Below are 21,491 nucleotides of genomic sequence, written 5' to 3'. Positions count from 1 at the left end.
TTTCAAGCCCAAAACCTCCTCCAGTTTTTTCTAAGCCATAAATCTGATATAAAAAAGATGATGGCTAAAGTTAAAAAAATATCCTTTAAATCCCTATAGGATCTAGTTTTGATGGAAAGAGGATGTTTAAATACTTCTGTACTGTTGTCTATTAAAGTGAAATCCTTAAAAACTTCCAACCGCTTATCCTCCTGCAGCCTCATATCATGTTCAGGAGAATAATCTAAAGCAACCTTTCTTCTATAATTGCGGCTTTCTCCATCTTCTGAATTTATATGAATATTTAATAAATACTCTCCCACAGCCTCTAGGTATAGATTTTCCTCAAAGATTCCCTTGGATGTTTGACGCATTCTTCTATCGAACTTTATGGCAGAACCATAAATATGCTCCAGCCTTACATTTTCTGCCCCTTCTTTTGCCTTTATCCTCAGATGGAGATTCCCCCCCTCTAAATCCATTTCTATTTCATCCTCATTAAAGCTTTGCTGCCTTATGTTGGTATTTACCATCTCTCTCCATACCACTGTCATTTCTTCCCAATCTATCCACTGATCAGACCATTTTCCCTCTAAATCCGAGGTCCATACCATCGTTCTCCCTAAACCATAGTTTCTTTCTGCCAAAAGAGGTTCTCCCAAATCTGTCGCCAGAATTAAATGACTGCCCTCCTTTAGGGTAGTGGATACATAGCCGTATAGATTTGGCATAGAACCAGAAAAGCTATTGTTATTTCCACTATATTGGGGGAGGATTTCTCTTTCGTTTACATACTTTCTACTGGCTACATAGTTCTCCTCTGTTAATAGCTTAGGTATTTCAGCAGCATTTTCAGCAAAGTAGCTCCTCCCTCCTGTTGCATTGCTCAGCTCCTCTAAAAACCTTTTGTCAGCATCTACTCCTATGGCTATGGTGGATAAGGTGATTCCCTCTTCCTCCATCTCCCTTAGAAGTCCATCATATCCCTCCTTTTCTCCTTCTCCATCCGTCATAAGTACAATATGATTTATTTTTGTGTCACTATTTTTTAAGGTTTCCATTGCCTCCTTAATGGCTGGCAGAATCAATGTTCCTCCTCTTGCACTGATCTTGCTTACATTTGCTTCTATCTTGAAATGGCCTGGAGACTTTTCATAGGGTACAATCCATTCAAAAGTATCAGAAAAAGCCATTACCCCTAAATAATCCTCTTCATCAAGAATCTTGGTTGAATTGACTATAGAGTGCTTAGCTAACTCTAATTTTTTTTCATGTCCATCTCCATCCTCCATGCTGCCAGAGGCATCCACCACGACAATCAAACCCATGCTGGCCTTTTCTTTATCTGCCTTGATAAGGCTATCTACTGGCAGCATTTTTTCTAATAGCGTTCCCTTATATCCCCCTAATGCAAAACTGTTTTCTCCTCCTATAACCAGAAGACCACTTCCCAACTGCCTTACACAGTATTCGATTGCATCCTCTAAGCTTTTCCCTATTGCATCATGGGCTACATTCACCAATATAATCTGTCCATATTCCGATAAATCCTCTATTGTATAATTGGCTTCCCTAGCTGTTATAGTATCTATATCTATCCCTAAGCTTCTTGTGAGAGATACAACATTTTTTGCCTGGTTTTTTTCACCTATAATCAATACTTTGGGCCTGTCCTCCAAATAGATGTAGGCTGTCGCCCTGTTGTTTTGAGGGTTTTCATCTCCTACAGCAATGATTTCACCTGTTATTTTTTTGACAAAGTTGTTCCCTGTATCCAGCTTTATTTCATAGGAATTACTGCCTTCTGCAAAGTCAATAGCCTTAGATACAATTTTTTCACCATCTCCATAAATGTTTATGATGCCTTCTCCCCTGTAGTTAGCCTCTATCTCAGCCACGATAAACATATCTCCATTTTCATATATAGAAGCTGGTAATTGTAGCTTTGTAAACTGAACATCTGTCTTTTCTTTTCGTTTTAAAGAATAGGCTAACAGATTGATGTCTTCTTTGGCTAACCTAAATGCAGCTTCACGATAATTTCCTATATTCTCTTCTGCATCTGTAAACAAAACCAATCTTTTCTGAGTATTGTCAGGAAAACAGGTTACTGCAAAATTTAGAGCATTTTCTAAATTGGTAAAATTGCTGTCTATTTTTGTATTGAAGATCACTTCTTTTTTTTCACGGGTTGAGGGTACCTCTATCATGGCATCTTTGCCAAAGGATATAATCGTGTAGGTATCCTTTTTTCCTTTTGTTTCAATTTGTTTATTGACATAGGCTTGTACAGCATTTTCATGCTCCAAAGCACTCAGAGATCTGTCTACCAAAAATATAGTGCAAGTATCAGAGGATTCTCTTGTTATGGGTATATAAAAAAGAGAAAATATCAGACATGCAATGGCAGCAATCCTTAACAGTATCCATCGATTTCTGCTTTTAATATCTAGCATTTTTATACACCTTCCATTCTATAAAAAGCAGCAGCATTGCCAGATATATGAAAATATTTTCAGGCTGTATTACTACCGGAATCCAGCTTTTTTCTGTTGAAACTATAGACACCGCCTCCCCTACAATAAATTTCTTAGGTGGATTGTTGATAGGTTCCATATTTTTCAGAAAGCTTTCATCCAACAAATGGTACAGCATTTCCTCTACATAGATAGGAAACAAAGGTGTCATTGTTAAATTTGTTTTTGATAGGTCTATTGAAGAGTAGACTATCCTTCTATTTCCCTCTACTCCAATAATCGCTAAAGCCTTCCCCTCGCTTTCAATTACAGGATGAAAACCCTTTTTTTCCTCTAAAACAAAGGGGTTTTCTATATAAAGTGTTTCTTCAGCTGATTCATAACCTCTTATCCTAAGCTCCTTTGTCCCCTCTCTTTCTTCCGCTTCTAGAATTTCCTCCCCCTTTAGATACCAAGTAGGCTTTTCGATTTCATACACATGTTTTTTATCTATGATATAGAGGTCATACCCCGCCTCTATTTCCTCTGATTTTTTCCAGTTGATGCCTCTAATACTTTCTAGGGCTTTTTCCATGTAATAGTTATCCCCTATTAAAAGAACTTCTTTTTTGTAGTCTTTCCCTATCCCCAACACATATTGGTTATCCTGCTGCAGCATATCTTCAATATCCAACGAAACCTTGATCACTTCCGGTTCAGCTTCCAGAGCTATTAATAAATCCTCCTCTTGATTTCCTTTAATGATTTTCCTTTGAAGATATTCCCTTCCACTTTCGTCTCTTAAGGATACTTTTGCTTCTATACTAGTGGTACTATAATTCCTAATACTGCAAATAACTACATGCTCATAATAGTCATACTTTACATCGGTAATCCCCAAATTATATAAATCCTCCCCTACCGTTATAATCCCTTCCATATCAGTTATCTTCTTGTTGGTAATAAAAATTTTACAGGAAAGAAATTCAGGATTTATCCCCTCCATTGCCTTTAAATTTAAAGGTTTATTAGAAGGCTTTACAGCTTCTAAGGATTGTATTGCTTCTCTTTTGCTGCCTCCTTCTAATAGGAGATTCATTTCATCATTGGCTGTTATTAGGGTGACCACTACCTTCTCCCCTAACCCGCTAATATAACTTCGTCCCTTATCCTTTGCCAGTTCTAAATGACTTTTCCCACTGGAGACCGCCTGCATAGAGAAGGAATTATCAAGAATGATGGTTACATTTTCCCTGGGTGCTCCCCCATAGATCATAGGCTTTGCTAGAGCCATCACCATAAATATCACAATTGCTATCTGTAATAATAAAAGTAAGTATTCCTCTACTTTGCTTATTTTTATTTTTTCTGCATCCGCTAAAACCTCTTGCCATAGTTTTATACTGGTAACCTTTAGCTCTATTTCCTGTTGTTTTTTTAAATAAATGATGATTACCATGATGATGCCTAACAGCATCCATAGTCCCAGTGGATTTAAAAAGCTCATTTATATACCTCCAATGGCTTCAAACAAGATTTCCGCTGGAGATCTTGTGGTTTCTGAAAAAATATATTTTATACCCCTTCTATTGCATTTTTCTTTTGTTTCATCAAGAAAAGCGCTGATTTTTTCCTTATAAATGCTATGAATATCCTTTGTAACAGCAATTCTTTGTTCTTCCCCTGTTTCTGTATCTATGAGCTTTAAATTTTCCTTTAACTTAGGACTTCTTTCTTCCTCCGATAAAATATGAAATGCAATGATTTCTTCGTTTCTAGAGGCTAAAAAATCCAGCATTTTTTCATAACCCTGTGATAAAAAATCTGTAAAAAGGAAGGTGATACCACTGTAGAAAACCTCCTGCTGTATTAAACCTTCGTAGTTGGTTTTCCCCTCACAATGCAACCTTTCCATCTTTACCTTAAAATCATAAAATTGATCAATATTGTTTAATTTGTATTCTACAATCTCTGACTGATCATTTAGTTTCACAACCGTCAACAAATTTAACCCTTTAAGGGTTAAATATCCTAGTCCCATAGAAAGCTGCTTTGCCAATTGAAATTTGTTATGTTCACCGTAATCCATAGATAAGCTGGCATCTAAAATAATTTTTATATGTATTTGACTTTCCTCAGTAAACTGCCTTACATACAACTCCTTTGTGCGGCAATAAAGCTTCCAATCCAGCTTCCTCAAATCATCCTGTGGAGCATAGGGCCTATGTTCAAAAAAGTCCGTAGAGCTTCCCAATCCAAAAGACGCTGTATTGCCCTTTGTTCCCTGAAGGATTTTTCTTTTAGGCGTAATCTTTAAGCCTTCGATTTCTCTTAAAAATTCTTCCACTTTATATCACCTGCTTTAAAATTGTGGAAATAATGGTTTGTCCATCTACTTTGTCGGAGATGCTTTTGAAATTTAATTTTACTCGATGGTTTAAAGCGACAGGTGCGATAGTATAAAGATCCTGAAGGGCTACATGATATCTTCCCTCGGTTAAAGCTTTTGCTTTTGCTCCCAAAATAAGGGCCTGGAGTCCTCTGGGGCTTGATCCCCATCGTACATAGTCCTTTACCTCTGGTATCTTCGTTTCTTCCGGATGGGTATTTAGAATGATTTGAATAGCCCTGTCCTTCACCTCATCACATACCGGCACGCTATATACTATTTTTTTCATCTCCATAATTTCTTCCTTCGTCACTACAGCCTCTAGGTCTACTTCTGTTTTTTCTCCTACGGTGATATCTACAATATCTGACAGCTCCTTCTGTTTAGGCAGTTTGATTTCTACCTTAAACATAAACCGATCCAACTGCGCCTCCGGCAGATTATAAGTTCCCTCCATCTCTATAGGGTTTTGGGTGGCTAACACAAAAAATGGTTCTTGCAGGTTATAGGTTGTCTTGCCTACTGTCACAGTTTTTTCCGCCATCGCCTGTAGTAAAGCACTTTGGGTTTTAGGCGTAGCACGGTTGATCTCATCTGCTAATATGAGGGAACTAAATATAGGCCCCTTTTCAAACTGAATTTCCATCTTTTCATGATAATTTCTTACTATCTCCGTTCCTATAATATCCATTGGCATTAAATCAGGTGTAAACTGGATTCTTGCAAAAGGTAGGTTCAACACCCTGGCAAAGGTTTTTATCAATAAAGTTTTCCCTAAACCCGGTGCCCCCTCCATTAAAATATTTCCTCCGCAGATAATGCCAATGAGGACATGATGAATATTTTCTTGTTGGCCAATCATTTGCTTCCCTACTTCCGCCGTGATCAAGTCGAAAACCCTTTTAAAGTTTTCTGGGATATTTCTATACATCAATTTTCCACCTCTAGTTCTTTAAAGTAGTTTATAACTAGCCTTCTATTTGCTGCTGATACCTTATATCTATCTAAATAGCCCATAGGATTTTCCACAAACTCTCTGTAATAGGCACTTCGACTTTCCTCTATTCCCTCTATCCCTATGGTCTCCTCTATACCTCTCCGCTGAAAATTACCCTTCTCTGATTCCTGTCCAGAAAAAGCTGCCTCTACAAAAGCTTCCTCCATAGGGGAATCTTCTCCTTCCTTCCCGATACTTCCCTCTTCTTTAAAGCCAGTATCTGACTGTTTTCCTGTTGTTGATCCACCTATGCCGCTATTTTCCTGGCTGTTTTCTTCTCCAAATCCTCCCTCTAACCGCTCTTCTCCTAGCTGCCTGGTGGCCTCCGCCCTCTCGAGGGTTTCAGTTGTTCCTTGGGCAAAGTTTTCTATGACGTCTTCTCCAGATTTACTTTCTAAACCCTCTTCTGCCTTTGAAAGCATCCTCTGTTTCATTTCCTCTAATTCTTTGGTTTTTACATCCATATCATCCCATAATCTCTCCCGTTGCTGAGGATCAGAAAAATGCTCCAGCATATTTTCCTCTTCATGGCCTGTACCCTCTTTATCAATTCCCTTCGAAGAATTTTCTTTTCCTGCAAGATTGCTTATTTCTCTTGAAAAGCTATTGGCCTCTTTATTTGAAAAGCTTTTACCATAAATACCCTCCAAAATCTCTTGGGTTTTTTGAATTTCCCATGCGGCTTCATTATATTGATAGGCTCTATTTAGTTCTTTTTTTAAAACTTGTACGGCTTCAATAGCTTCATTTTTTTCTTCCTCACCTAAAGTTATTTCATTCTCCTCCAATATTTTCATCATTTCCTCTAATGCTGTGACTTCTTTCTTGATCTCTTGGTTGATCCTTTCCCTTTCATGGGCTGCTTCTCTTGAGGTGGTGGGTAAATATAGCAATAAAATAGCTATACAAAAAGACATCATGCCCAGAAAAAACTGCTTTTTATAAAATCTTATCCTGAATCTTTTATGGGGTTTTATTATTTTCAATACTTTGCCGGTTTCCTCCAAAAAACAATACCATACAGTATCCTCTCTTTCCTTATGCTGGATATAGGTGCCGAACCTCTCCCGAAAATCCATAGCATCACCAAGCCTTGCAGTTTCTTTTATAGTAGGTCTTTTCACCAGTCCCATTACTAAAGCAATAAAGAGGTAGACAGCCATTAATCCCAGTCCCTTATCCCTTATGTTCATAATCATGTGAAAATGACTGATAACAATCAATAACAGCATTGTTACACCAAAACAACAGATACCATAAGCTATGGATTTTAAAAACCTTTGTATCCAGTATTTTTTTCTTAATTCATAAAGGGCATCGTTAATATTTTTTTCATCCATCTTGACTTCTCCTCATCATCCTATATTTACTGATGCAGAACAAAAGGATTTCAAAAAAAATCCAGAACAGGAGGAAAAGCATCACAGGTACATAGCCTATATGATTCACTTCTCCCATTTGTGTTCTTAAAATACCAATGATGGTTAACAACGGATTAATAAAAAATCCTTTAGGTATTCTTTTGTCAAAAACAGATACCAGCACCAGACTCTTATATTGATAAAACAGATAAAATAGCATCATCCCCCCAACCATAACAACAAAATTGAAAAGATTTACGTAACAGACTTTTTTCTTATCTATAGCTGCCAGGCGTTGTTTTATATTCACCAGAATTATCCCCCATAGATATTGTATACTTAGTGGCAATAGGGGTTGAAGCCTGCCTATTTGGTTGCCATAGGCTACCACCATGAGCAATGGCAGGATACCTAATGTAAACACCCCCACCTGCAATAGACTGTCTATGTAGTTTCCCTCTTCAATTTTCAGAGCCTGTACCAATATGGTATAAAGAATAAATTGAAATAAGAAGAAAAAAGCGTAAAAGCCCATGCCAAATAAACTTTCTTCCGAAGAGTTTTTTACAGCAACAATCACCAAATAAGCAACGACTACAGAGGCACTTATGCAGAGATCCAAAATACAAATCCTTCTATTTTCCTCTTTGATTGAGATTTTTTCCACAAGCTTATTCATCTGTACTTTCCCCCTCTACTAGCACACGAATCTGGGGTAAGAATATTCTGGATTCCCCTAATATCCTTATAGAAAGAGGTTCCTTTGAAATATAGCTGTCTATTGCATTTCTGGATAGGTAGCCGATATCTTCCCACCTCTGGGTTTCTTGATTTAAAACCTCTATCACAGGATTTCCCATCTCCACCTTCATGTTCAGATCAATGGCTTTTACCCTGCCACCTCTGGGAATGTTGTAATAGATCAACAAAGCTTCTTCCTCTTCTAAAGTAAATTCCCTTTTGAAAGTCTCATCAACATATCCCTCGTATACCGTTTGAGGTCTTATACTCCCCATAGGATAAACCGTTTCCTTTTCTTTATCTAGCGCTATCTCCAGTACATGCATTACATATTTATCATTTTTCATTTTGCTATTATTTTGTTCCAGCACTTCTTGTTCTGATGAAAATCCTATTAATTTCAAATTATAAAGACTTTCATCCTGGTGATAATAATAATACTCAAAAATCATCCTTTGAAGACTGTTAAATTCTCCTTTGGCGAACAATATGCTCAAGTAATTAAAATCACTGGTATTGCTTAAATTATGATCGAGGCTGTAGTGAAGCTGAATACTTTCCTTTCCCTTCATATCCCCTATAGGGATCAAAGTATCTCCTATTAAAAGCACCGCCTGTTCTAAAGTACCAGAAAGAGGATTTTCTATGGTGCCTCGAACCACATCTTCTGCGTCTATCTCCAACTTTATCCCACTGCTGCCGATATCCTCCAATCTCCTTCTATAGATAAATTTCTCTCCTTCTTCCTGAAATAAAATTCTCCCTTCGTTTAAATAGAGCTTTGAAATATCCTGGGTATGGTTTCTCATATAATCACCCTGCACTTTCAGCTGGGTATTCTCCCTGTTGTTCTCAAAGCGAATAAAGGTAGCTGTATCCGTCAAATATCCCCTTTCTTTGATTTCTAAAATAGCAAAGCTTTTTGTTCCAAACTCTAGAAAATTTGTTGCTATTAAAAATCCTGCTATAGAAAATAGCATCATCAATAAAAAACCTTTTCCCTTTTTATAATGATTCACCACCATCAACAGCAAAAGATAAATGACGATTAAACCAACATAGCTATATACTTTTCCATATCCATCTCTTTGCCAAAGACCCCCTAAAGTAAAATTTTTTTGGGATTTCTCTACAATGTTGTTGATATTGCTGCCTTGCCGTAATCTACTGTAGGGAAAATAGTAATCAAAATATTCACCAATATTTTCAATATCCTTCTCTAAAATAACAATGTTTCCATTTCCAAAAGAAAAGGCGTTTTTCTTGCTCCTTTCCCCTGCTGCCCCATCAAAGATATTTTCAACAGCAGCAATATCTCTTGCAAATAATGTATTCCCTTCCTTGATCCAAAGCCTTATTCCCTCCATCAAGCCTTCTGTAAGCTTCCTTGTATCATATCCATCTATTACAATAAAATCAAAGGCTCTTAGATCATATCCCTTAAGATAGGTTTTATCAGCTATATTTACTGCTACTGCCGTACCATAACCTAATCTGATATTTCCGGTATTCCCTAAATAACCGGGGATGCTATTGGTTTCCGACAACACACCTATCAATAATGCCTCCTGATGAAGCATCTCTAGCTCATACCTCTCTTTTTCTTCATGGTCATCCTTCCTAAAAATCATCTCTATTTCCCTATCATTTCTATTAAATGGCAAGGAAAAAATAAATTCTTTTTCTGTATTTCCCTCCAAAAACACCTGGATAAAATAACTTTCATCCCCTATCTTTATTTCTATTTCTCCATCTAGGGGATACTGCTGGGATCGTACATTTAGTTTCACAGGATTCATAAACGCTGGTTTCACCCTGCCGTCAAATCCTGCTTCAATGGTTATGCTTGTCTTTGAAAAACCGAAGGAAAATACGCTATTTGGCAGATAAACTAGAATAATCAAAAATATCATGATCAACTTTTTCTTCAAATCCCCTTACCCCCTTTTATCCTTCAAGTATTTTGGCAAACAAAAAAACCAGAGTTATCTTACTTTTTTGAAAAGAAGATACCTCTGGTTTTCCAGTCAGTACTTTATTTGTTTTTTTCATGGACTTTTCTCATCTTACTTGGTTTTTGCAAAATAAAAAAACATCTTTTCCCCTGGGGAGCATCGGATGTTTTGCAAATTTCTTCAACACCATTTCCAGTTGATATATTCTGACAATGATGATACAAGCCCCTTCTCATCCCCGTGAGAAATACAGAGTACGCTTTCATGGCAGGTCTCCTGGCTTCGCTTCATTGAAAAACTATCTCCTTCCCATTCTCATCAACAGTGGTTATGATAATTTTCTCAGCGTTACAGTGGCGGGACCGCGTTGGATTTCCACCAAACTTCCCTTTTCAGTTTTGAAAACTTCCATTTCCAAAACACCATAAAAACTTTTTGTTTAATTCTACCAATAGTGTACCATTTTTTACAATTCAAATCAAGAGACAGTTCTTTTTCACTAAAAAACAATTAACACTTCTTTAAAAATTATGTACAATAGAATTAGAATTCATTTATTGCGAGGTGAAATAGCTTGAAAGAAATTGCTTTTTATGGAAAGGGCGGTATTGGGAAATCTACAATTTCCGCTAATATTGCAGCAGCTCTGTCCTTATTGGATAAAAAAGCATTGCAAATCGGTTGTGATCCTAAGCATGATTCTACTCGTCTCCTATTGGGAGGACAGCAGATTACTACAGTACTGGATTATTTAAAGACCACCAATCCCTTAGCGTACCGCTTGGAGGATATTCTCTTCCATGGGTTTAACGGTATTGGCTGTATCGAGGCAGGAGGACCTGAACCGGGAATTGGTTGTGCAGGCAGAGGGATTTTGTCTACCTTTGAACTTTTAAACCGCCTAAGCTTAAAAAAACATACCTATGACTTTATACTCTATGATGTGCTGGGAGACGTGGTCTGCGGAGGTTTTGCAGTACCTATTCGAAGAGAGTATGCTGATGAAATCTACATTGTAACCTCCGGAGAGTATATGTCCCTCTATGCTGCCAATAACATCCTCCGGGGAATCAGAAATTATGATGACCAGAAAAAACGGGTAGCGGGGTTGATTTTCAATCAGCGTAATATTCAAAAGGAGATATATCGGGTAGAAGCCTTTGCCGAGGCAGTAGGTCTACCTATCTGTGGATACATTCCCAGAGACGAGACCTTTGCTCTTTCAGAAAAAGCAGGTAAAACCCTGGTGGAAGGCTTTCCTGATTCTCCCCTTAGAGATACCTTTAGGGATCTGGCGCAACAGATGCTCACAGACATTCCTCTATATGAGGCGAAACCATTAACTGATGCGTTATTGGAGGAAGCCGTTTTAGAGATAAAGAAACAACCATTTTCCCATAACATAGCCATAAAACAGCCGCCTATAAAAGAAAATACTGAAGTAATCATATCCTCTGAAGGGATTGATATACAAAATCCAAACGGCTTTTTATCTAAGAACATTATCTCACAGGAACCTCTTCATGGATGTGCTTTCAATGGTGCTGCCACCATGAGTGTCCATGTAAAGGATGCTATTGTTATTGGTCACGGTCCCAAGAGCTGCTGCCATATCTCTTATCAAGGTATTTCCTCTGCTGGGAGAAGAAATTTATTTGAAAGAGGCAGTTTGTTGCCGGTACCTATAGCTCCTAATCTTGTCAGCAGCATGATGGATGAAAGTATCATGGTTTTTGGAGGGATCGATCTGCTGAGGGAAAAAATTCAAGAAATGAAAAAATATCATCCTAAAGCTATTCTTCTTCTAAGTACCTGCCCTGCAGGTATTATTGGAGATGACCTCAGTCAAATGGAGGCTTTCTCAGAGCCAGGACTACCGGTGATCCCTATCGCAACGGAGGGTAATCTGTCGGGAGACTATCTTCAAGGAATGATTCTATCCTATCTTACCATTGCTGAAAAACTGATTCAAAGAGATGTTCCTCAAATACCCGACTGTGTCAATATTGTATTTGAAAAGGTAGTGGCAAAAAATACAACCCAAAACTTTAGTGTCATTAAAGGATTATTGGAACCATTGGGCATAAAAATCAACTGCCGTTATCTTTGTGAAACCAACGTATCAGAAATCCAAAACTTTATGGCAGCCCCTCTCAATCTATTGGCCCACAAAGATTATATGGGCAGGATGATGGAGAAGTTTTTTCAGGATACCTATCAGGCTGTTTTTTTAGATGTTCCTTTTCCTATAGGTTTTTATGAAAGTAAAATATGGCTTTCCAAGGTAGCCTCTTTTTTTGGCAAGGGTACTTTGATAAACGAAACCATTGTTATGCATGAAGAGATCTTTCAAAGAGAAATCCAAAGGCTAAAACCTATTTTGAAGGGTAAAAAATTAATGATCATTACCTACAATCATCAGATAGATTGGATTTTAGAGGTGGCACTAGCTTTAGAAATGGATATCGTTAAAATAGGTATTTTAAACTTTTCACAGGATGATCTTTTTATTACTCGTTTTGCAGATCAGTTTCCTTTGGTAGAAAATTATGATCAACAGCAACGTACTGAAGATGTTCAAACCTTGAAACCTGATATCCTTTTATCCAACTACACTTCCTCAGATTTAGATCCTTGTGTCTTATTCGATACCATCCCCTACTGTCCTGATGTAGGTTTCTTATCAGGACTAGTATTGGCTAAAAGATGGGCCAGGTTGCTGCAACTAAATTTACAAGAGGGGTGGAGAAAAGATGAAGTTTTATTCCAGAAATATTACAGCCGATAGTCTAACAGGAGCTGTCTTTGCTTTGGAGGGCATCCGAAGATCAGCAGTGATTATGAATGCACCTACAGGATGTAAGTTCTATCACAGCGCTATTTCTGACAATCAGTATCCAAGACAGATCTCCTTTGATCCACTAAATTATCCAGAGACCTTTTATTTTGGACAGCCAAGGGTGCCCTGTACCTATTTGGACAGTTATGATTATGTATACGGCAGCAAAGATAAACTCAATGCATTACTGGATTTTATCCACGGAGAGGATTATGCTTTGGTGGCTATCGTCAATTCCCCTGGTGCTGCCTTGATTGGCGATGACTTAGAAGGTATTGCCAGGGCTAAACTTCCCCATACGCCTCTGTTGGTAATAGAAAATCCTGGTTTTTCACAAAGCTTTTATAAGGGTTTTCAGGACACACTTCAAGCCCTCCTAAAAAATCTTCCTCTGGTAAAAGGGCTGAAAAAGAAAAACAGTATCAATCTCATAGGTATATCTATTTTTAATAAATACTATCGAGGGGATATAGAGGAAATAGAGCGACTTTTAAAACTATGCGGCATTGAGACCAATTGCGTTTTATGTGCAGATACCAGCCTTGATGATCTTAGAAGAATTCCACAGGCTGCCCTCAATGTCATTTTATATCCGGAGCTGGGACTAGATATCGCCAGATATTTAGAAGAAGCCTATGGGATGCCTTACTTTTTATTTGATAAGGGCCTTCCCATTGGCTTTGATTTGACAGAGGCCTTCCTGTCAGGAGTTTGCGAAAAACTTTATGGCGATGCTTTACCGACAGATGAGGGACTTAAAGATCAGCAATCTTCTTTTACCATGGAGTTGGAAAAGGCAAGGGTTGATGCCTATCTGCACCTTTCAAGAATTCATTCCCTTACGGGACTGCCTAGGGGCGTTACTTTTTCTGTCGAAGCCCTCTCCTCCTCTTTGTATGCCTATACAGATTTTTTCTTAAATTATTTGGGTATGATTCCCAACGCCATTGATCATATAAAAGATGATCCCTGCCTCTTTACAGATAAATTGAGGACTCTTTTAGAAAAACATCACCTGGAACAAGGGCTGCACCAAAGTGTTTATGAAGCAGAAAGTGATTTGGTATTTTCCAACGGCAGTACTATCGCTCAGCTAAAGCTAAAAGGTCATGCCTTCAGTGGTATAGAAATTGAACTTCCCAGTTTGGGCTATATTGATGTCTTCCCCAAAACACATCTGGGAATTAAGGGAAGCCTTCTCCTAGTTGAACAAATTCTTAATGGCATGAATTTTTCTTAAAGGATACAAGGTGCCGTAAATTTATTGTAGAAAAAACTGCCGACCCTCTTGGCCGACAGTTTTTTATTTTTTATTCCTGGATTAAGTTATACAACTTGTACAGCATCACTGCTGTCTGGGCACGATTGGTTTTTTCTTTTGGTGCAAAGTTTCCATCTCCCATACCTTTTATGATGCCTTTTTGGTGGCAGAGGACAATGGCTTCTTTTGCCCATGGTGCCATTTCTTCTTTGTCTTTAAAGTTGTTTAATACACTTGTATCTGTTGTTTCTTTTTTCAATACTTTCGCAATGATTACTGCCATTTCTTCTCTGGTGATTGCTCCATTGGGATCAAATTCGTTATGGTTTCTGCCTTTAATTAATCCGGCTCTGTAGGCTTTTGTTACTGCTTCATAGTACCATGCGTCAGAGGCTATGTCTTCAAAACCTATTGCTTGTGCTATTACTTCTTCATGGTTTGTTAGCTTGGTTATCAGAGCTGCAAATTCTGCCCGAGTAATGTTTCCTCCAGGATCAAAGATACCTGCTCTTCTACCACTAATGATACCTTTTCCCGCCATAGTTTCTATGGCTTCTACTGCCCAGTCGTAGTCTGCAAGGTCTGTAAAATAGTTTTGTTTCATGACTGCTTGTGCTTCTTCTGTCTGTTGGATTGTCTCTTCTGTCTGCATGGCCAGGTATTTGCTAAAGTGACTGGTACTAAAGGTGATGGTCTTCGTTAGTGGATGATAGGTTCCTCCTATCAGCGCTAAGCTTCCATCCTCTTTAAGTAGGAATACTTTCACTTCCTTGTCTTCTTCGACCTCTCCTGTATAGGGAAGAGTCACTTCTATAGCTTCTGCAAAGCTTTTAATAGTTTGATTTCCTATTTGCGCATTTAAATCTAAGATGATGCTATCCTTTGGAATAGCGGATCTAGCGGCAATAGGAAGATCTTTTAGTTCTATCTTTTGCGCTGTAAGGGTAATGGTTTCTCCTGCTGCTACTTCTCCAAAGGTGTTCTCTGTTAAATGGAAGCTCACCTGTTCTGTTTTTAATGTAATTTTTTGTATACCTGCAGCTGCTGCTCTTTGAAGGAGCTCTTGATCCAACTGTAGTTCTGTCTCTTGACTTTCTCTCGCTGTTATCTGGATGATCATTTCTTTTGTGAGGCTGCTTTGTATACCGTTTTCTTTTAGGATCTTTTCCATTTGTTCTATCTTTTTAATAGTTTTTTCTGCCATTTCTTCTAGTCTGTCTATCGTTGCTTTTGCAATGATTTTTTCTTTTATAAGGTTTACTGCTTTTTCTGTTAATTCATAGGTGCTAAATTTTTCAATAATGGTTTTAGCTATTTGAATGGCTGCCGATTCTACTGCTTTACTATTTTTTGTACCTATGTTTCTAATCAGTTTTCCTGCAGCAGTAATACTTTCTTCTGCTGCTTGATCCAACAGGGTTTCTTTTTGGATTTTTTGAATCAAGGTGTTAACGATTTCTAAGGTTTTGACTGTATTCTGTGCTAGCTTTTGTTTGTCTGTTATCTGACTAAGCTTTGTGAGGGTCTCTGTCAATGCTTCAATCAATTCAGCACTTTTGGTAATAAGTTCTGATGCATTTTCCTGGCTTTGTATTCTTTCTGCTGCAGCTTGGTAGACCTTTAGGATATCTTGGATATCTTTGAAAATATTTTCTATATCAGCTTGTGTGCTGATTTTTTCAATGGACTCTTTATAGATATCCAAAGTCTTTTTCACTGCATCGATAATCTCTTTATCTGTAGTAGAAACCAGGATGGTATCGTAGAGTTCCTTGTAAACTGGATTGTTGATTTGCGCTGCTCCTCCTGAAGGAACGATGCTGCTTCCACTGACGCTGATGGTTACTGGCTCTGGTCGTATAATGTTTCGGATACCTTCGCCGCTGAAGCGTTCTGCACTGATACTGTAGCTTCCTGCTTCGTAAAAAGTCAAAGTAGCTTTCCCCTCTTGGTCGGTTTTTACTTCTTTACCTTCCATTTCATAGGGTTTTCCATTGACATAGATGATGGCATCTTTTAAAGGTTCTCGTTTTTCTGCTCCAGTATCCATATCGGTGTTCATCCCGGTTAATGTAAAGATTACCTTTTCTCCTGTGGCAACACTGCTCTTGTCTCCATTGAGCTTGGTATACCATGTGTCAGAACCATAGGCACCAAAGTACCATAGAATGTCCTCCCCATCCTTTAAGATGTGGGCCTGGCTGCCATAGTTGGGCATCCAGTCGTTCACACGATACATCCAGCCGGAGGTTTTACGATAATCAAATTCTCGGTCTCCTCCAATCATAGCAACATATAGACTCCAACCATAGTCCTGTATATCATGTTGTGATATACCATTTTGTTGTAGGGCTGTTATTAGCTGATGCAAAGCAGTGGGTTTCGTCAGTCTATCGGGATCCCATCCTTCGGAAGGGGTTGCAGTACTCCCTGTGCCTTTGCTTAAATAAGGGGTCAAGTCGAAATTGGTGGTGTTTACCATTTGTTTTGGCACCAAGGTACGGTTATAGCCTTCTACCCGTATATAAGCAGAGACTGTACCTTCCACTGGATCCTTTGGATCTACTGGCCCCGGACCCGGTTGCCATTCTCGTACTTTAAAGAGGCTGGTGGCTATATGACCTCCTTCCATGGTGACATATACATGGTAATCTCCTATCTCTAGGGTATCTGGTATGTCTAAGGTCAATTCTGCTTTGTTGTTCTTTGTTTTTGCTGTAACGGATGCAATCCCTAGTACAGGTGTGATTTCTTGTCCTACATCGTCTACTAAATCTTTCATAGTTACTAATTCCGCATTTACAGTGGTATTATCTCCTATCAGCATGGTGTTGACTGTTACTTCTAACTTTATCGCCTCTCCCTTCTGTACAGAAGTTTCCTCTAAAACTACACTGAGGATGGAGGGAATCTTAATTTCATAGGGGGGAAGATCTTTTTTAGGGATTCCCTTGTACATGGATTCTTTATGCTTGATATCTGTTAACGCCATCAGACTTTGCTGAGTAGCCATATAATTTTTCATCAGGCTTCCATGGGAGAAGGAACCATTTGCTTCGTCCTGTGCTTGGAGGATCATACTTAGCAGGTTTCCATTGACATTGGAAAAATCCTTCATTAATGGATCTTCTCCTCCACTGGTTAAACCCTGTACTACGGTTACAATGGACTCGGGATTGTAACCGGAACTTCTATATCTTCCTAAGGGTGTTATTCTATTTCTGACATCTTCTCTTAAGATAAGATAAGCTTCATTGGCTACTGGAAAACGTCCTCGATAGGGTCCTAGGGCATTCATTCCCATGCCTGCCATGTCTACACCAAAACTACCGAAATCTAGTTCTCCACTTTTATCAACCACTCGTTGAGCAAAGGTGGTTACCAGTCGTTCTTCTGATGCTGCATCGTAGCCATCGGAGGCATCGGCTCCGGCGGCATGCATGGCGATGATGCCCCACATATGGGCGTTGTCGCCTCCTTCAAAATCATAGTTATATGCTTCAAGGGTGTTGACCATCATCTCAATGACATTGATACCGGCAAAATCTCTTGGGTCATGGCCGCTGGCCACAATCCCTAATATACTTCGTTCAATGTCTGTGGGTCTGGGATTGTTTCCGGTAGAGTAGCCCCAATCACCACTTGAAATTTTTACGGCCTTCCAATAGGCATAATCTCTGCCTTGGCGGTCCTGCCATTTGCTGTTGCTAAGGTCTTCACCTGCCCAGGCTAAGGCTATAGCATCCCAATCGTCCAGTATGTAACCTTCATTTTTTACAATGCGATTTAAGTACTGTACTGTTCTGTCGATGGCATCCTTTACCAAAGCATCGGTGTTGCCAAAGACGGTGTAAGGCAGGGCATATTGGGATCTTTCCCCCATTTTTACTGTTAGGTAATATTCCCCCGCCGGTAGACCCTCTGGTATGTTGAGGATGCTTTTTATGGAGGAACAATTGGGTTTGCTAACGGATCCGCTGTGGTTTCCAATCTCTGGGTTGTTATGATGATATACCATGGCCTCTCCCTTAAAGTTGAGGGGTTCGCCTCCCTTATCCTGGCTAAGGGAAATGGTAATGGGCAGTCCCTGCAGCTGGGATGCCAAATCTCTGTCGAAGATGGTTTCAATATATGCGTCGTAGCTAAACCCACTGCTGGTTCGAAGGAGGTTTACCTGCATGTCTCGTATGAAATCAACTTGTATTGGCAGTGGGACAGCTGTTCCTGTTTTGTTTGTGTTGGAATCGGTATATTCAGCGCCAATGAGGATTTGGTGATAAAAGTCTCCCTCCACTAGGCCTCCTAAGTCTTGATCCGTAAGGCTGAAGCTATAGCTGCTACCTCCCGTGCCAAGGTTGATTCTGTTTTCCTCTACTGCTTCTCCTTTGTAGTAGTACCAAATGATGTCACTTTCAATGGGCTGACCAAAGGAGTCTGTCACTTGGGCGTTGACTTGAACCATTTCATTCTGCCGGAAAAAGCTATTTTCTGTGGGAAGTGTCAGGATTAATTGCGGTTCTTCTCCTTCACCAAATAGGGAATAAGGAAAGGTGTATTGATTCTCCCCATATCCCACCTGGATTTGATGATCCCCTGGCGTAGTATCAGCAGGAATCGTTAAGATAAAGGAAGCCTGATTTTCTGCCACTGTTCCTAAAGCGATGATGGGTTTTCCATCGGAATCAGCTAATGGTTCGCCATCCTCCTTTAGCAATGAAGCTGTGATTTCATAGCCATTGAGGGCTGGACTGGTGCTAACTTGTATCGGTACATCATTGTCTTGAGGGTTGTTCCCCGTCCTTTCGCTAACCTCAACATCAACAATTGTTTGGATATCGATTTCAACAGGATTGGAAAGATGGCCATCGTATTGGCCATAGATATAGATCCTCTGAAGACCAGTGGTTTCGTCTACCCCCTCCAGCATATCCAGTTGTACATTCAGTTGGGTAGCATCGTTTCCTAAATCACCAATTTTTTCTCCATCTGGGGTAATGGTGTAGTACCAATGAATACCCGATGTCACCGGCTGACCGTTTTCGTCAATGGCAGTGGCAGTGAAGTTAACTGTGTCTCCATGGTTATACAGGTCTTTTGGGGGGTCTTGTAGAATGGTGATTCCCTTGGATTCAATGAACCAGTAGGGGATATTAACACCCCGATTGCCAGAAGCGAACTGTAAAAAACGCGTACCTCCCTCAATACCTGCTCCTGCTATTAATTCAGCAGATAGTTCTAGGGTTCCCATCACTAGATAGCTCTCATCCAACTCACCGTTTAAAATTGAAACTCTAGCGGTTCCCGCCCCTCCCATATCAATGTAAGCATTACTATCTGGCGCTTTATGCAAACTTACCCCTGAAGCTCCCTTGGGGTTGGAAAAGGTTGTGCCAGGGGTTACCTGATAGGAAAAATCAATGGCCATCCCTTGGCTGTTAAAGGGTTGTTGGGATGGTTCTGCGATGAGGCTGCCTAATTCTATAGGGATTACAATAAACACTGGACCGTAGTAGGTATTATAATTACCGTTTTCATATCTGCTAAATAGCTTGTCCGAATTTTGCCAGCCGCTTTCATCATCACCATATTCCACAAATAAGAAGTTTATATACTGCGCACCAGAAAACTGCATACCCAGTTGTCCTGTTTCTGCTATCTGAGGGGTAAAGGTGATCTTATCTGCCTTCAGCTGATAATCGGTGATATACACCCGTTCCGTCAGACTACGATCCTGAAGCCGCGAATGGTAATAAAACCTTATTTTATCGATATTTTCTTCTAAATCCAATACTTGGCCTTCATTATCGGTAATAACAATACGGGCAGTAACTGGCTGACGATGCAGGTAAACAGCATAACCGTCTTCATGAACGTTGTACTCATGGTCTACAAAGGTGATTTCAAAGTTGATGTTTTCCTGCTGCTGCAATGCGAATACAATCTCTGGGGTAGCTTCGCTTACATGGGAGTGGAGGCTGTATTCTCCCGGTTCTAAAGCTGACGGCAGGGTATAGTCCAGTTCTACTGCTGATTTTTCCTCTGATGCTATCAATATACCGCTTAGGGTAATCTTCTCTCCCTCTATTTCTACTGGATTGTCCCCTTTCTTTAATGTGAGATTTATAGTTTCTCCTGCATACTGCAGGGGAGCAGTGGCGGTTATCGTTAGGATTTCCTCAGGATTTACCGTAGCTTTGTCTGCTGTTATATCTTTAAACAGACTGATGGGCAGGATAATCCCTTGGCTGACAAGGATTTCTTCTTCTGTACCATATTCTGCGTAGATTTTTATATAGCCTGCATTGTAGTCCCAATCAATTTCTATATCTGATGGCGCATAGGTCAATTGAGTTCCTGCGGATTCTGCTATGATGATGGGGTCTTTTCCCTCTATGTCCATGGTACTGGTGGATGTCTTGTAGTACCATTTCACCCCTTCTTCTGTCTCTATGGGATTGCCCTCTGTGTCGGTGATTTCTGCCACCAGTTCCAGCTCTGCTCCATTCCTATTGTTCCTTGCGTTCAAGATATTGGCATTGTTGGTTGGGCTGGTGATGGTGATGCTTTCAGGTGTCTGAGGTATTTGTGTTCCTTCGGTAATGGTGAAGATTACCTCTGGAGTAGGGGCACTGGCAAAGGAATGAAAGCTGTATTCTCCTGGTGCTAGATCCGCTGCTACAGTGTAGCTCAGCTCTACTGTAGCCTGTCCCTCTGATGCTGTAAGCTCTCCACTTAGGGTAATATTTTCTCCCTCTTCTTTCACTACGGTATTACCTTTTTTCAAGGTGAAGTTTACAGTTTCTCCTGCATATTGTTCTGGTGTAATGGCTGTTACTGTTATGGTTTCGCCTTGTTTGACTTCTTCTTTATCTACGGTAACGCTTTTAAATAGGCTGGTGGCTCGGGTAATGCCGCTACTGACTACTTTTTCATCCTCTTCTCCGTATTCTGCGTAGATTCGCACAAAGCCTGCTTGATACATCCAGTTGATAGCTACATCTGATAGGACATAAGTCAATTGGGTTCCTGCAGATTCTGCTATGATGATGGGGTCTTTTCCCTCTATGTCCATGGTACTGGTGGATGTCTTGTAGTACCATTTTACCCCTTCTTCTGCCTCTATGGGATTGCCCTCTGTATCGATAATTTCTGCCACCAGTTCCAGCTCTGCTCCATTTCTATTGTTCCTTGCGTTCAGGATATTGGCATTGTTGGTTGGGCTGGTGATGGTGATGCTTTCAGGTGTCTGAGATACCTCATCAGAGGTCGGTATCTGCACTGGAGCTGTTCCTTGTTCTCCATAGACTGTTTCTGTTACACTTATGGATGCTTCTGATTGAATTTCTAAAAAGTCAGCAGCTGCATTCTCTGCCAGCACTGGCAGGGATAGACTAGAAATTATCATTACCATGAGAATCAGCCATGCCATCCATCGACTCCACTTCTTTTTATATAGCATTTTTTCCTCCTCCTCCTTTTGTTTTCACTGAAATAGCTTCTATACCCTCCTTTC

At 39.7% G+C, this 21,491-nt stretch carries 11 protein-coding genes and 1 riboswitch; of the genes, 2 read left to right on the top strand and 9 right to left on the bottom strand.

Features of this window, described 5'->3' with window-relative positions; translation table 11 throughout:
• Positions 1-2: 2 nt before the first annotated feature.
• The 8 genes from CHB72_RS06745 to CHB72_RS26355 form a co-directional block, all read right to left on the bottom strand.
• Positions 3-2,435 (bottom strand): VWA domain-containing protein, encoded by a 2,433-nt coding sequence (locus tag CHB72_RS06745; RefSeq protein WP_089282121.1) that lies wholly within the window; start codon positions 2,433-2,435, stop codon positions 3-5.
• Entirely contained in the window at positions 2,422-3,942 is a 1,521-nt protein-coding gene (locus tag CHB72_RS06740) for a vWA domain-containing protein (protein ID WP_089282120.1), read from the bottom strand. The genes CHB72_RS06745 and CHB72_RS06740 overlap by 14 nt, the downstream gene beginning before the upstream one ends.
• The gene (locus CHB72_RS06735; protein WP_089282119.1) at positions 3,943-4,782 is read right to left on the bottom strand and encodes a DUF58 domain-containing protein; all 840 of its coding nucleotides are present in this window, start codon (positions 4,780-4,782) and stop codon (positions 3,943-3,945) included.
• 1 nt (position 4,783) lies between these two features.
• Positions 4,784-5,755: an AAA family ATPase gene (locus CHB72_RS06730; protein ID WP_089282118.1), complete on the bottom strand. Its 972-nt coding sequence runs from the start codon at positions 5,753-5,755 to the stop codon at positions 4,784-4,786.
• Positions 5,755-7,161, bottom strand: coding sequence for an ICP22 family protein (locus CHB72_RS06725; RefSeq protein WP_089282117.1), 1,407 nt, complete (start codon positions 7,159-7,161; stop codon positions 5,755-5,757). The genes CHB72_RS06730 and CHB72_RS06725 overlap by 1 nt, the downstream gene beginning before the upstream one ends.
• The gene (locus CHB72_RS06720) at positions 7,154-7,861 is read right to left on the bottom strand and encodes a hypothetical protein (protein WP_089282116.1); all 708 of its coding nucleotides are present in this window, start codon (positions 7,859-7,861) and stop codon (positions 7,154-7,156) included. Before CHB72_RS06720 ends, CHB72_RS06725 begins: the two co-directional genes overlap by 8 nt.
• Positions 7,854-9,854 (bottom strand): hypothetical protein, encoded by a 2,001-nt coding sequence (locus CHB72_RS06715; RefSeq protein WP_089282115.1) that lies wholly within the window; start codon positions 9,852-9,854, stop codon positions 7,854-7,856. Before CHB72_RS06715 ends, CHB72_RS06720 begins: the two co-directional genes overlap by 8 nt.
• 104 nt (positions 9,855-9,958) lie before the next feature.
• A complete protein-coding gene (locus tag CHB72_RS26355) occupies positions 9,959-10,144 on the bottom strand; it encodes a hypothetical protein (RefSeq protein WP_176431237.1) in 186 nt (61 codons plus the stop codon).
• Positions 10,128-10,320: riboswitch (cobalamin riboswitch) on the bottom strand. Its footprint overlaps the gene before it by 17 nt.
• Before the next feature lie 132 nt (positions 10,321-10,452).
• Between CHB72_RS26355 and CHB72_RS06710 the strand changes: the two genes are divergently transcribed.
• Together CHB72_RS06710 and CHB72_RS06705 are read left to right on the top strand one after the other, a co-directional pair.
• Positions 10,453-12,666: a nitrogenase component 1 gene (locus tag CHB72_RS06710; RefSeq protein ID WP_089282114.1), complete on the top strand. Its 2,214-nt coding sequence runs from the start codon at positions 10,453-10,455 to the stop codon at positions 12,664-12,666.
• Positions 12,632-13,957, top strand: coding sequence for a nitrogenase component 1 (locus tag CHB72_RS06705; protein WP_089282113.1), 1,326 nt, complete (start codon positions 12,632-12,634; stop codon positions 13,955-13,957). The genes CHB72_RS06710 and CHB72_RS06705 overlap by 35 nt, the downstream gene beginning before the upstream one ends.
• Before the next feature lie 70 nt (positions 13,958-14,027).
• Here CHB72_RS06705 and CHB72_RS06700 read toward each other — a convergent pair whose 3' ends face one another.
• Positions 14,028-21,437 carry an S-layer homology domain-containing protein gene (locus tag CHB72_RS06700; protein WP_089282112.1) on the bottom strand — a complete coding sequence of 2,470 codons (7,410 nt, stop codon included), beginning with the start codon at positions 21,435-21,437 and terminating at the stop codon, positions 14,028-14,030.
• Between the last annotated feature and the right edge of the window lie 54 nt (positions 21,438-21,491).

It is taken from the genome of Anaerovirgula multivorans (assembly GCF_900188145.1).
GTDB lineage: Bacteria > Bacillota > Clostridia > Peptostreptococcales > Natronincolaceae > Anaerovirgula > Anaerovirgula multivorans.
This window is presented reverse-complemented; position numbering and strand designations above follow the sequence as displayed.